The organism is Nitrosovibrio tenuis (assembly GCF_900109785.1).
Classification (GTDB): Bacteria; Pseudomonadota; Gammaproteobacteria; order Burkholderiales; family Nitrosomonadaceae; genus Nitrosospira; species Nitrosospira tenuis_A.
Map to the genome: position 1 here is coordinate 153354 of NZ_FOBH01000001.1, position 13682 is coordinate 167035.

12 protein-coding genes are annotated in these 13682 nt (G+C 53.1%); 4 read left to right on the forward strand and 8 right to left on the reverse strand.

Annotated elements, in window-relative coordinates:
- Positions 1 to 138: 138 nt before the first annotated feature.
- Positions 139 to 1305 carry a cell division protein FtsZ gene (gene ftsZ / locus BMX00_RS00665; protein WP_090825878.1) on the forward strand — a complete coding sequence of 389 codons (1167 nt, stop codon included), beginning with the start codon at positions 139 to 141 and terminating at the stop codon, positions 1303 to 1305.
- Positions 1306 to 1365: 60 nt separating this feature from the next.
- Here ftsZ and BMX00_RS00670 read toward each other — a convergent pair whose 3' ends face one another.
- Entirely contained in the window at positions 1366 to 1821 is a 456-nt protein-coding gene (locus tag BMX00_RS00670; RefSeq protein ID WP_090825881.1) for a DciA family protein, read from the reverse strand.
- A 25-nt stretch (positions 1822 to 1846) separates the two neighbouring features.
- On the opposite strand from BMX00_RS00670, the gene BMX00_RS00675 reads away from it, so the two are divergent.
- Positions 1847 to 2764: a M23 family metallopeptidase gene (locus BMX00_RS00675; RefSeq protein WP_090825884.1), complete on the forward strand. Its 918-nt coding sequence runs from the start codon at positions 1847 to 1849 to the stop codon at positions 2762 to 2764.
- A gap of 91 nt (positions 2765 to 2855) precedes the next feature.
- Positions 2856 to 5594, forward strand: a complete 2739-nt coding sequence (gene secA / locus BMX00_RS00680) for a preprotein translocase subunit SecA (RefSeq protein ID WP_090825887.1) — start codon at positions 2856 to 2858, stop codon at positions 5592 to 5594.
- Between the two features lie 149 nt (positions 5595 to 5743).
- On the opposite strand, the gene BMX00_RS00685 is transcribed toward secA, so the two are convergent.
- The 7 genes from BMX00_RS00685 to BMX00_RS00715 all read right to left on the reverse strand — a co-directional run bounded on the left by BMX00_RS00685 (position 5744) and on the right by BMX00_RS00715 (position 12768).
- Positions 5744 to 6292, reverse strand: coding sequence for a cytochrome P460 family protein (locus BMX00_RS00685; protein ID WP_090825890.1), 549 nt, complete (start codon positions 6290 to 6292; stop codon positions 5744 to 5746).
- A gap of 323 nt (positions 6293 to 6615) precedes the next feature.
- Positions 6616 to 8802: a M3 family metallopeptidase gene (locus BMX00_RS00690; RefSeq protein WP_090825893.1), complete on the reverse strand. Its 2187-nt coding sequence runs from the start codon at positions 8800 to 8802 to the stop codon at positions 6616 to 6618.
- A gap of 127 nt (positions 8803 to 8929) precedes the next feature.
- A complete protein-coding gene (locus tag BMX00_RS00695; protein WP_090825895.1) occupies positions 8930 to 10204 on the reverse strand; it encodes a dihydroorotase in 1275 nt (424 codons plus the stop codon).
- Between the two features lies 1 nt (position 10205).
- The gene (locus BMX00_RS00700; RefSeq protein WP_090825898.1) at positions 10206 to 11156 is read right to left on the reverse strand and encodes an aspartate carbamoyltransferase catalytic subunit; all 951 of its coding nucleotides are present in this window, start codon (positions 11154 to 11156) and stop codon (positions 10206 to 10208) included.
- A complete protein-coding gene (pyrR, locus tag BMX00_RS00705) occupies positions 11146 to 11661 on the reverse strand; it encodes a bifunctional pyr operon transcriptional regulator/uracil phosphoribosyltransferase PyrR (protein WP_090825901.1) in 516 nt (171 codons plus the stop codon). The genes BMX00_RS00700 and pyrR overlap by 11 nt, the downstream gene beginning before the upstream one ends.
- Entirely contained in the window at positions 11648 to 12139 is a 492-nt protein-coding gene (ruvX, locus tag BMX00_RS00710) for a Holliday junction resolvase RuvX (RefSeq protein WP_090826812.1), read from the reverse strand. Before ruvX ends, pyrR begins: the two co-directional genes overlap by 14 nt.
- Before the next feature lie 68 nt (positions 12140 to 12207).
- The gene (locus BMX00_RS00715; RefSeq protein WP_090825904.1) at positions 12208 to 12768 is read right to left on the reverse strand and encodes a YqgE/AlgH family protein; all 561 of its coding nucleotides are present in this window, start codon (positions 12766 to 12768) and stop codon (positions 12208 to 12210) included.
- Between the two features lie 332 nt (positions 12769 to 13100).
- On the opposite strand from BMX00_RS00715, the gene BMX00_RS00720 reads away from it, so the two are divergent.
- Positions 13101 to 13613, forward strand: a complete 513-nt coding sequence (locus BMX00_RS00720; RefSeq protein ID WP_245727471.1) for a sodium:proline symporter — start codon at positions 13101 to 13103, stop codon at positions 13611 to 13613.
- Positions 13614 to 13682 lie beyond the last annotated feature (69 nt).

Here is a 13682-nt window from a genome sequence, read left to right on the forward strand (position 1 = left end):
AGTGAATGTCTGGCCAGGCAAAACGGCCAACCATAGTCAACCATGGTCAATCATGGTCAACCATGGTCAACCATGGTTCATCGGATCAAAGCAGAAAACTGCCAATGACATATTTGTTTTACTTAAAGGAGAAGCGCTATGTTCGAAATCATGGATACACAAACACAGGAAGCGGTAATCAAAGTCATCGGCATCGGCGGATGCGGTGGCAACGCAGTGGATCACATGATCCAGAATGGGGTGCAAGGCGTCGAATTCATCTGCGCTAACACCGATGCGCAGGCATTGAAGCGTAATCAGGCGCGAACCCTGCTTCAGTTGGGGTCGGCCATGACCAAGGGGCTGGGTGCTGGAGCCGATCCTGAAATCGGGCGCAATGCAGCGCTGGAAGATCGTGACCGGATCGCCGAACTGATCGAAGGGGCGGACATGCTGTTCATCACCGCGGGGATGGGTGGGGGTACCGGCACCGGCGCGGCACCGGTGATCGCGCAGGTGGCCCGGGAAATGGGCATTCTCACCGTAGCGGTGGTGACCAAACCCTTTTCCTTCGAAGGGCGTCGTATCAAAGCGGCGCAGGCGGGAATGGAAGCATTGTCGCAGTATGTCGATTCATTGATCGTGATTCCCAATGACAAGCTGATGTCAGTTCTAGGCGAAGACGTCAGCATGCTGGATGCGTTCAGGGCTGCAAATAACGTACTGTATGGCGCCGTAGCGGGAATTGCAGAAGTCATCAACTGCCCCGGTCTCGTCAATGTTGATTTTGCTGATGTTAAGACAGTGATGTCTGAGATGGGCATGGCCATGATGGGCTCCGCGCTTGCTTCAGGTATAGATCGCGCACGCCTGGCCGCGGAGCAGGCTGTAGCGAGTCCCCTGCTGGAAGATGTGAATCTTTCCGGCGCTCGAGGGGTACTGGTCAACATTACCGCCAGTTCGGGAATGAAAATGAAGGAAATTCATGAAGTTATGGGTGTTATCAAGGACTTTACTGCCGAAGACGCCACAGTAATCGTCGGCACTGTAATCGATGAGGATATGCAGGATGATCTGCGGGTTACCATGGTGGCGACGGGACTTGGCGGAGTTGTCAACCGCGCCCAGCCCAAACCATTAAGCATCATTCACACGCGCACGGGAACGGATAACGCCTCGTTCGCGGACGCTGTCAACTGGAAGGAACTGGATGCGCCTGCCGCTATCCGCACGAACAGGAGGCGCGACGCAACCGTGGAGGCCATGAAACAATCCGGGGTGGATATGCTGGATATTCCGGCATTTCTCAGAAAACAAGCGGATTAGGAATCTGAACCGTTAGCCAGCAGAGAGCCCGGTTCCAACGCGCTTTATGCGGAGGCTCCGTTAACCGGCTCGCCGATCCGAGCAGGCTTTTTTAAGCAGTGATTCCACGGCCTCTTTCAAGGGAGATTGAGGCAAGTCCGCCGCCAGCCGATGCAGGCTTTCCACGCCCCCCTGGTCTATTTGTGGCCGGGCGGCCGGGGAGCCCTTTACATAGGCGGAATTTGCTTGCACAGCAACGCGAATTGCAGTAACCTCATAGCCCTTCGCCTGAAATTTTAATAATAACGAAGGCATCGTTTGTCTGAGTTTTGCCGCAATGGCCCCGTTAGGCGCGCATATGGTCAGCTTTCGTTGGGAAAATCCACCTAAAGCGCAATGTTGAGCCAATTGGGGCGGGGCAATTTCCATAAATACCTGCTGCATTAAGGTTAACGCGCTCATGTAGCTGAATAACCGTTGATGGTCGGCCGTCTGGCTAAGAACGCCTAGGTAAAAATTGATCTTGTGGACGGTCATGGCTGAATGAGGATCAGGGAATAAGATGAATGTTATTCTAATTTCCAATAATTTGGCAAAAGCCAAAACCTTGACCTTAACGAGTACCCATCTGGTGCTTGTGGCGGGGTTATTCTTTCTGGTCGTAATATTGTTGGCGATGGGATTGAACTATCTTTCTCTGCGCTATGCGGACAAGATTGACAGCCCATCGCTGCGGTCACTGGTTTTAAGCGTGCAGCAGGAAGAACATCAAAAAACCCAGTCGTACCTGCGCGACAGCCTTAATGCTATGGCAGTAAAGATGGGTCAGATGCAGGCGCAACTGCTGCGGCTCGATTCGGTCGGAGCGCGTCTTGCAGAGTTATCCGGGATCAAACCCCAGGAATTTCTGTTCAATCAGACTCCGGGTCAGGGCGGGATGATGGCGGCTCTGCCGTCCCAGGACATGTCCTTCCTGGAGTTCAACAATAAAATTGAAGAACTTTCGCGTGTTTTAGAGGATCGCAGCGATAAGCTCGGAGCGCTTGATTCTTTGTTGATGCAGGACAGGCTCAAGAAGAAAATGCTCCCGTCCGTGATGCCGGTGGATGCAAAATGGTATTCATCCGGTTTTGGCGTGCGCATAGACCCATTTTCCGGCAGAAGTGCGTTTCATGAAGGGGTCGATTTCACGGCGGCGACAGGTACCCCCATTGTCGCAGCGGCAGGGGGAGTGGTAGTGTATTCCGATTACCATCCCGAATATGGTAATATGATCGATGTCGACCACGGCAATGATCTCGTCAGCCGCTATGCACATGCTTCCAAGCGCCTGGTCAAGCCGGGCCAGGTAGTAGTGCGGGGACAGAAGATTGCCGAAGTAGGTAGCACTGGCCGTTCTACCGGTCCTCATCTGCATTTTGAAGTCAGGCACAGGGGCTTACCGCAAAATCCATCACGATTCTTGAAGATGCCCGGTTAAGTCGGATTAATACTCTGCGCGGGGGTGAGGCCATAAACCTCACCCCTTATTTTTTGGACACTCGGTTCAAATAATAGATTTTTGAGATTTCATGCTGAACAATCTGCTCAAAAAAGTCTTCGGAAGCCGTAACGATCGGCTAATCAAGCAATATTTCCAGGCTGTAGGGACAATCAATAAGCTGGAAACCACCATCGCAGCGCTGACTGACGCTGAACTCCGCGCTAAAACTGAAGAATTCAAGCGACGTATTGCCGACGGAACAGTTGTCGACGCATTGTTGCCGGAGGCATTCGCTGTCGTGCGCGAAGCAAGCAAGAGGGTGCTTGGAATGCGTCACTTTGATGTGCAACTGATCGGTGGCATGGCGCTGCATGAGGGGAAAATTGCCGAGATGCGCACGGGCGAAGGTAAGACTCTGATGGCAACCCTGCCCGCTTATCTCAATGCCTTGTCCGGTAAGGGCGTTCATCTGGTTACGGTGAACGATTACCTGGCTAAACGGGATGCCGAATGGATGGGGCGGATTTATCAATTCCTCGGTATCAGTGTGGGTGTCATCCTTTCGCAGATGGAGCATGGCGATAAACAAACCGCCTACGCTGCGGATATAACCTACGGAACCAATAACGAATACGGCTTCGATTACCTGCGTGACAACATGGTGAGCCATCCTGCCGAGCGTGTGCAGCGCGTGCTCAACTTTGCCATCGTTGACGAAGTGGATTCCATTTTAATTGACGAGGCCCGTACCCCGCTCATTATTTCAGGCCAGGCGGAAGGCAATACTGAAGTTTATCTGCGTATCAACGCGTTGATTCCGAAGCTTAGCCGTCAAGAAACAGAAAACGGCCCGGGTGATTATAGTGTTGATGAGAAAGCCCAGCAGGTCTTATTGAGCGAAGCTGGTTTCGAGCATGCGGAAAAATTGCTTGCCCAGAGCGGGTTGCTTGCAACGGGGACCAGCCTCTACGATCCCGCCAATATCAGCCTCGTCCATCATCTTTACGCGGGTATGCGTGCCCATGCATTATTTCATCGCGACCAGCATTACGTGATACAGAATGGCGAGGTAGTCATTGTCGACGAATTTACCGGGCGGCTCATGGCGGGCCGACGCTGGTCGGAAGGCCTTCATCAAGCGGTAGAAGCAAAGGAAGGCGTCCCGATCCAGAAGGAAAATCAGACACTCGCTTCGATCACTTTTCAGAATTATTTCCGCATGTATCAGAAACTGGCCGGTATGACCGGTACGGCTGATACCGAGGCTTACGAGTTTCAGCAAATTTACGGGCTGGAAACCGTCATCATTCCTACCCATCGTCCGATGGTTCGTATCGACAGGATGGATCAGGTTTTCCGTACCATGGACGAGAAGTACGGCGCCATCATTGAAGATATCAAAGATTGTCACCAGAGGGGGCAGCCTGTCCTGGTCGGAACGACCTCCATTGAAAACAACGAATTGCTATCTGGGTTATTGACAAAAGAGAAATTACCGCATCAGTTACTGAATGCCAAGCAGCATGCGCGAGAAGCAGAGATTGTCGCCCAGGCTGGCCGTCCTAAAATGATCACAATTGCAACGAATATGGCCGGTCGTGGTACCGACATCGTGTTGGGAGGCAACCCGGAACCTGAGCTTGAGCGGATTCGATCGGACGAGAATACAGGCGAGCCGGAGCGAACTGCACGAATTACGGAAGTGCAGGAGCAATGGCAGATTCTTCACGATGAGGTCCTCAAGCAAGGCGGATTGCATATTATCGGAACAGAACGGCATGAATCCCGCCGGGTGGATAACCAGTTGCGTGGACGCGCGGGCCGCCAGGGCGATGCAGGCTCCAGCCGTTTTTATCTTTCCTTGGAAGATCCGTTGCTGCGAATATTTGCATCCGACCGGGTAGCGAACATCATGCAGCGGCTTAAGATGCCCGAGGGCGAGGCTATCGAGCATCCGTGGGTCACCCGCGCCATTGAAAATGCCCAGCGCAAGGTGGAAGCCCGCAATTTCGATATGCGCAAGCAATTACTCGAATACGATGATGTCGCGAATGACCAGAGAAGAGTCATTTATCAGCAACGCAACGAACTTCTCGAGTCACAGGATATTTCAGAAACGGTTACCGCGATGCGCGAGGACATGCTCCGCAATCTCATCGTCCTGCATGTGCCCTCGCAGAGTGTAGAGGAAGAGTGGGACGTGCCTGGACTGGAAAAGGCGTTGACTGCCGAATATCAGCTGGCATTGCCATTAAAGGAATGGCTGGAGAAGGAATCTGACTTGCATGAAGAAAACCTCCACGCGCGCATTGCGGAGGCGGCGCAAGAACATTATCGGCTGAAAGTGGACCAGGTCGGCACCGGTATCATGCATCAGTACGAGCGCGCGGTAATGTTGCAGAGTCTCGATACCCATTGGCGCGAACATCTGTCAGCACTGGATCATCTGCGCCAAGGCATCCATTTGCGGGGCTATGCGCAAAAAAACCCCAAGCAGGAATACAAGCGGGAAGCGTTTGAGCTATTTACTGCAATGCTGGAGGAAATCAAGGCCGAGGTCACCCGAACACTTATGACGGTGCAGATAAAAAGCGAGCAGCAGGTCGAAGCTGTGGCGGAAACACAGCATCAACCCGTGAATGTGCAGTACCGTCATGCGGCTTATGAGGAAGTCCTGGGGGAAGAGGAACAGGAGGTCGGCGAGGCCCAGGATCGTTCGGAGAAGCACCAACCGTTTGTACGGCAGGGCCAGAAGATAGGCCGGAACGATCCATGTCCATGTGGATCAGGAAAAAAATACAAACAGTGCCACGGCAAGCTGAGCTAACGATTCTTTCTCGGGCAGGGCGCGATCTGATCAGATCCCAATCCGCTCCCAATCCGATCAGATCCTTGAACCTCTCAGGAGCTTCTGCTCCCTAGATTGGGTGCTGAACTGCACCCCCGGTGCTGCGATGCGGGAGTGCGGTCGGCACATCAATAGCTGGCGCGCTTCTGGAAATACTCATCATAACGGAAAATGTAATCCTTGTCCTTCAGCGGCAAATGGCATGCTCGGCACGTTGCGGTATCGTCCGGCGCTTTGGTTTTCGCATCAGCCAGGTACATGGAATACACCCAGTCTCCGTTTCTTAGCTCCGGTGGCGCGCTTTCACCCCAGCCAGCGCCCTTGCCCATTACGCCTATTTTTAACAATTCACCTTTGACGAATTTACCGTCGGGCCCCTTCAGGGGAGTACCGTCAGCGGCCTCACGCGCCTTGTAAATTTCCATGACCGAAATGGTTCCGTTGGGAAAGGCATCGCCCATTTTGGTAGTATTTCCGATGGGATTGATATAAATATCACGGACCTGCTTGGTATCGGCTCGCTGTATATCGGACAAAAACTTCGGCCAGCTCTTATAGTTTGAGGGTACTGATAATTCGCCGTCGCTATATTTTTGGACTTCGGGTTTCGGTACGTTGGTGCAACCTACCAGCACGGTAGCCGATAGCGCGGTAATGACCCATATGATACGTTTCATCTGATTTTTCTCCTATTGTCAAGCTAAACATGCCCCAGCCGCACATCAGTATAAAGCCTTTGCAGATGCGCTATTGTATTCAATTCGGGTCTCATTCAGAAGTTTGGGAAATTAGGATGAGCCGGACGCCAGACCAACACTGAAACGCCGTGCTTGGGGCACTATACTAGCGTTCGAAGGAAGCTGATGCAACAACAATTGAGTATCGGCAAATCCCGCTCGGTTTATGCCGATTGCTTCAGCTTGCGATTAATTTTTTTGTAGCTGAATTTACCTAGCAGAGCCTATCGCACAAAATCAATGGCTCATTCTCCGGCAGCGCTTCACGCAGCCATACCGTGATGGCGCAACAGCGCGTCTATTTCCGGCTCTCGCCCGCGGAATGCAATAAATGATTCCAGTGCGGGACGGCTTCCCCCGACCGCCAGAATTTCGTTCCAGAAAAGGGCGCCAGTTTCAGCATTCACAACCTTGCCGGGAGAAGTTTCCTCAAATAGGCTGTAGGCATCGGCGGACAGCACTTCCGCCCATTTGTAACTGTAATAACCCGCCGCATAGCCCCCCCCGAAAATATGCGAAAAACTATTGGGAAAGCGATTGAATTTAGGTGGAATAATCACCGCAACCTGCTCGCGGATCTCGTCCAATAATTGCTGCACCGTTTTTTCCCCATTCGGATCGAAATCGGTATGCAGATGCATATCGAATAGCGCAAATTCGATCTGGCGGAGCGTCTGCATGCCGCTCTGGAAATTCTTCGCCGCCAGCATCTTGTCAAATAGCGAGCGTGGGATAGGCGCACTATTATCAACATGCTCGGTCGACACGGCATTGGCAGAGCCATCCGGGGCGGGAGGCGGAGCAGAGCGCGTTTCCCGCAAACTGCCACTTTGCGGTAACGAGTCAACACGCTTTGCCATATTGCTCAGCACTTCCCATTCCCAGCAGAAGTTCTCCATGAACTGACTGGGCAGCTCCACCGCGTCCCATTCAACGCCATGGATACCCGATACACCCAGGTCTTCGACTTGGGTGAGCAGGTGGTGCAGCCCGTGACCAAATTCATGAAAAAGAGTAATGACCTCATCGTGCGTAAACAGAGCAGGGCGCACCTTACCGTCGATATGAACAGGCGCGGAGAAATTACAGTTAAGATATGCTACCGGTGCCTGTATGCGCTCCGCGGTTTCCGTAGATCTCATGCGGCGGCTGACAGCGTCGTCCATCCATCCGCCGCCTCGCTTGCCGGGCCGTGCGTAGAGATCCAGGTAAAAGTGACCGATCAATTTTGCTTCGCCATCGCTTATGGTGAAAAATTTCACATCGGGATGCCAAAGCTGAATACCCTGCTCTACGCGCTTGATGATAATGCCATAGAGGTGTTCTACAAGCTTGAACATGCCCGGCAGTACGCTGGTTTCAGGAAAATACTGCTTCACTTCCTGATCAGAAAACGCGTACCGGTCAACACGCAACTTTTCACTCGCATACGCCACATCCCATGCTTCCAGCTTTTCCAGTCCTAACTTGGCAATGGCGAACTCGCGTAGCTCCGTCAGATCGCGCTCCGCATAAGGCCTAGCCTTGAGAGCGAGTTCCTCAAGAAAATCCAGTACCTGTTGCGGGGTTGAGGCCATCTTTGTCGCCAGCGATACCTCGGCATAGCACCCAAATCCCAGCATCTGCGCCTCTTCCTTGCGCAGCTCGAGTATCTTGCGTATCAATGGAGTATTATCCAAATCCCCGATACTTTTCGCGAGCACACCGGGTACTTCGATTTCGCTGGCACGAGTCGAATAGGCGCGATAAAGTTTTTCCCGCAGTGTGCGGTTGTCTGCATGTTGCATGACCGGTATATAGGAGGGCGCATGCAGGGTGAATGTCCAGCCTGGTAAACCGTTTTTTTCCGCAATACCTCTTGCCGTCTGCAGCGCATCATCGGGAATGCCGGTCAACTCATCCGCATTTTCGATATGTAACGCAAAATTGTTTGTCGCATCCAGCAGGTTATCGTTAAATCCGGAAGAAAGCGCGGACAGTTCCTCCTGGATACGGAGAAGTCGCTCTTTCTTCGACGCCGGAAGGTCAGCTCCCCCCAGGTGGAAATCCCGCAACGCATTCTCGACGATTTTTTTCCGTGCGTTGCTCAGATCCTGAAATTCATCGCTATTACGAAGTTGCTTGAATTTCTCGAACAGAATCTGGTCTTGGCTCAACTCAGCATAGTACTGCGTGACCAGCGGCAAATTGGCGTTGTACGCTTCACGCAATTCCGCAGTGTTTACCACAGCGTTCAAGTGCGACACCTGTCCCCAGGCACGCGCGAGTCGCTCGTTGGCATCCTCCATGGGCTGCACGAAATTCTGCCAGGTGGGCGCCGCAGTTTCTTCCCGTATCCCACCGAGGACAGCGCGGCTATCGGCCAGCAGCTGGTTTACCGCCGGAGTAATGTGTTCGGTTCGAATGTCGGCAAAACGCGGCAGTTCTGAAAAATCAAGCAAAGGATTCATTTCGTTATCCTGGAATTATCGGTTAAACAGATGCTGGGCCCTGCGCGGCTATTTCGGATACGTCAGCGCTCAGTTGATACTTAATTCAACCGGGTTGGAGAATGAACCGCAGACTCCTATCCCGGCGCTACGCTTCGTGCACCACATTGCCGTTGACCAAGGTGTATTTTACTCTGCCCTGCAGTTCCATACCTAAAAAAGGCGTATTCTTGCCCTGGCTTTTGAGCACCGTCGTCTCCACCCTCCAGTATTGATCGGGGTCAAAAACGCAAAGATCGGCGGTAGCACCGGAGGATAGATGGCCGGCATTTACACCAAGTATCCGCGCAGGCTCCACGGTGATTTTGGCTAGCGCGGCGGCCAGCGGAACCTTCATTTCCTCTTGCCACTTCAAAGTAAGAGGCAGCAGTAGTTCAAGGCCGGTGGCGCCAGCTGCAGCTTCACCGAAGGGCAGCAGCTTGGCATCTTCGTCCACTGGCGCATGGTCGGAACATATTGCATCTATCGTGCCGTCCAGCAGGCCGCGGCGTAAGGCATCCCGATCACTCAATCCCCGCAGTGGCGGAATGAGATGACAATTGGTATCAAAAAAACCGATATCCATTTCCGAGAGATGCATATGATTTGCCGCGACATCACAGGTAACGGGCAGGCCTTGCCGCTTTGCCGCCTGAACCATTGCTATACCCTCCGCGCTGGAGATACGGCACACATGCACTTTCGCTCCGGTTTCCCTCGCCATTAAAATAATATTCGACAGGGCGAGTGTTTCCGCACATACGGGAATTGCAGGCAGGCCCAATCGTGTCGCCACTTCTCCGTCATGCGCCACACCGCCGTCGGCGAGGTTGGCGTCCTGCGGGCGCAGCCATATCACGAAGCCGAAGGTGGCAGCATATTGCATCGCCTGCATCAGCACGCGGGTGTTGGGAAGCGGCACGTCGGCCTGGCCAAACGCCACGCAGCCCGCATCGCGCAGCTCAGCCATTTCTGTCAGCCATTCACCTTTCAAACCTCGAGTGAGCGCACCGATAGGATAGACATGAGCCTGATTCAGGCTTTTTGCGCGATACTTTAGCATCTCCACCAGGCCCGGCTCGTCCAATACCGGATCCGTATCGGGTGAGCAGGCCAGACTGGTAACGCCTCCCGATACAGCCGCTGCCATTTCAGATTCGAGCGTGGCTTTATATTCCAGGCCCGGCTCGCGCAAGCGTGCCGAGAGATCGACCAGACCGGGGCACACCACCAGATCTTCGGCATTTATTCTACGGTGGGCGTGAAATCCCGGTGGCATAGTCCCCAAAGCGGCAATTCTTCCGGCACTGATGAATATGTCCGTCACAGCGTCAACTCCACTGTTCGGATCTATGACACGGCCACGTTCGATCGCGATGTCCAATTCAATGTCCCGCCAAGATAGACATGACCGCCATCCGCACCGCGATACCGAATGTCACTTGTGGCAGGATTACCGACTGCTTGCCATCTGCCACGGCTGAATCGATTTCGACGCCCCGATTCATGGGGCCCGGATGTAAGACAATGGCGTCCGGCTTTGCCAGCGCCAGTTTTTCTGGAGTGAGACCGTAATACTTGAAATATTCTTCTTTACTGGGGAGTCGGGCGCTTATCATGCGCTCATTTTGCAGTCGCAGCATGAGGAGTACATCCACATCCTTTAGCCCTGCCGCCATGTCGTGAAAAACCCGGACACCCAGGCGTTCAACCTTTGACGGCAATAAAGTTTTAGGCGCAATCACTCGCACTTCCGGCACACCGAGCGTGGTTAACGCATGAATCTGCGAGCGCGCTACGCGGGAATGCAGGATATCGCCAACTATGGCCACGCGCAGGTTGCGGAAATCCTTTTTGTAATGGCGGATAGTGAACACGTCGAGCAGTCCCTGGGTGGGATGAGCATGCCGGCCATCCCCGGCATTAATGACGTGAATCTCGGGCTGCACATGACGCGCGATCAGGTGCGCGGCCCCGCTTTGCGAGTGACGCACGACGAACATGTCGGCATGCATGGCGGAGAGGTTATTCACCGTGTCCAGCAGAGTCTCACCTTTGGATTGTGAAGAAGCTGCAATGTTGAGATTGACCACATCCGCTGATAGCCGCTTCGCGGCGATCTCGAAGGTCGTGCGGGTGCGGGTGCTAGGCTCAAAAAATAAATTGAATACGGATTTACCCCGCAAAATGGGCACTTTTTTGACATCGCGCTCGGTAACGCCGACAAAAGACTCGGCTGTATCGAGTATGTTCAGCAAGATAGGAGCAGGGAGCCCCTCAGTAGTGAGAAGGTGTTGCAGTTTTCCGCTCTTGTTCAGCTGCGGGTTATTGTTCATGTCCCATAGGATTTTTGTCGTAAAGGCGCAAGCTCAACTTGCCGGTAGAGCTTTTTTCCAGTGCCAGCATTTTATCGGATGGCAGAGCCAGTGTTGCCCCAACATATTGAGGCGCGATCGGAAGCTCCCTGCCGCCGCGATCGATCAATGCGGCAAGCCGGATACTTGACGGCCGCCCATAGTCGAACAATTCATTGAGGGCGGCACGAATAGTGCGCCCGGTATAGAGCACGTCATCCACTAAAATGATGTGGCTGCCTTCCACCTCAAATGAAATATCCGAGGGCCTTACCTGGGCGTGCAGGCCGATCTTGTCGAAATCGTCCCGATAGAATGAGATATCCAGCGTGCCCAGGGGGAGCGGAAGCTTTAAATCGTGGTGCAGGCGCTCGGCCAGCCAGGCCCCTCCGGTGTGAATACCCACTATTGCTGTATCCGTGGCAACGCCCGACCGCATTCTTTCGGTTAAATTCGCGAGCAATTGTTCTGCATCAGGCAGTAGCATCATTTCCGTCAAAGTAAGACTGTAAAATCAGTTGTGCCGCAACCTGATCCAGCATGGGTTTCTGCTTTCTCCCTTTTACACCTGCTTCCCGCAATGCCAGGCTGGCATCGATGGAGGTATGGCGTTCATCCACCAGCACGGTGTGGATGCCAAATCGTCCTTCCAGGCGCCTTGCGAAACGCCTGCTCTGCCGGGTCAGCTCGTGCTCAATGCCATCAGCATGCAGAGGCAGACCTACCACCAGCAGGACCGGTTGCCATTCACGGATCAACTGGAAGATGGTTTCGAACTGCTCTACCGTATTCATACTGCTAATCGTTGCTAGGGGGTGCGCCAAACCCAGACCCAGGTTGCCCACGGCCACACCGATGCGCTTCTGGCCAAAATCAAACGCCAATACCGCCCCATCGGTCTTGCCCGCTGCATTATTAGCAGGGAGTGAGCCAGCCGCTAATAATTGGGGGCCCCGGTTTTGCATGGTCGAAAATGAACGTCCTAGTTCCAAATGAGCCATAAAGACTAAATCATGGGATTACCCGGCAGTTCCTACGCATGTCCCACTTCATCCGACAGGCAGGAAAAATCAATCCCGAGCAAATGCATTGCCGCGGTCAGCCTTTCCTCAGACGGCAGCTCGAAGATGATTTTGGATGATGCCGGGACTGTGAGCCAGGCATTTTGGAATAGCTCATGCTCTATCTGACCAGGCGCCCATCCCGAGTAACCCAGCGCAACCAATAACTGTTTGGGACTTTCTCCATTTGCTATGGCCTGCAAAATATCAAGTGATGTCGTCAGGCCCATGCCCTGATTCACTGCCATGGTCGACTGCCATTCTCCCACAGGGTGATGCAGCACGAAGCCGCGATCCAGTTGTATCGGTCCCCCAAACATAACAGGGCAACTCCCCAGAGTCTGATCATCAAAAGAAATACCGAGTTGATCAAATAATTCCTTGAGGGTGAGATCTATAGGCCGGTTTACTACCAGACCTAATGCACCTTGCTCACTATGCTCGCAGATATAGGTCAGGGTCTTCGAAAAGAAAGGATCCGCCATGGCTGGCATGGCAATAAGGAAATGATCGGTCAAATCTATGCTTTGCATGGAGGGGCTGGATGCACGATGCGATGAATAAGTTGCCTGGAACCCAACTTGAAGAATTAATCTTTTATTAGGTAGCCGATGCCTTCCTGCTTATTTTTTGATCACCGTGTGCAACAAGAAGCTTTTCTTCATCCGCACAACCAATGCGAGGGATTTTGCGGTGCACCTGATCTTGCTTGTCCCCCGTCCGGCCGTTGCCGGGTTCTATCAATGCTTCTTATCAATGCAGTCATGTGCTTCAGTGAGCGGCTGCAATCAGCCCTGCAGGGCTTTGCTATCATTGTAGAACGAATCGGTTTCCGGTAGTGTGTTTTCGACATGGAACAGTGTGAATGGTTGAGCGCTCTATGTTCTCTCGTCCAGTAAATACGGCGTCCGTGAACTGGGGCGCGGCGATCGGTGCCGGGATAGTTGCAGGGGTGGTCGCCACCGGAGCGCAGGTCGCCCTGTGGTGGGCATTTCTGGATGATGCCTTGCCGTGGATTCTATATAGAGACGCCCGCCTGACCGCGGCAATGCTTATGGGACCGGAAGTTTTACCTCCGCCGCCCACCTTTGATTGGAGGGTGATGGCAATCGCGACATTTATCCATGTCATGCTCTCCATCGCTTACAGCCTGATTCTCGCCTGCCTGATCTCCCGGCTGGGCATAAGGCTTTCACTGACGGCGGGTTTAATCTACGGGCTGGGTATATATGGTGTGAATATGTACGGGATGACGTTCATTTTCCCCTGGTTCTCTGTCGTACGTGACTGGATCACAGTCATAACGCACATCGTATTTGGACTCTCATTGGCTGGAACGTACAAAATGTTATCCCGCCCAGCTCCCCAAGGCTTTTAACGCGGATGATTTTACTGGAGCTTCCTAAATAAAAGGGGATTTTAAGGGGAATTCAGGAAGAAGCAGCCA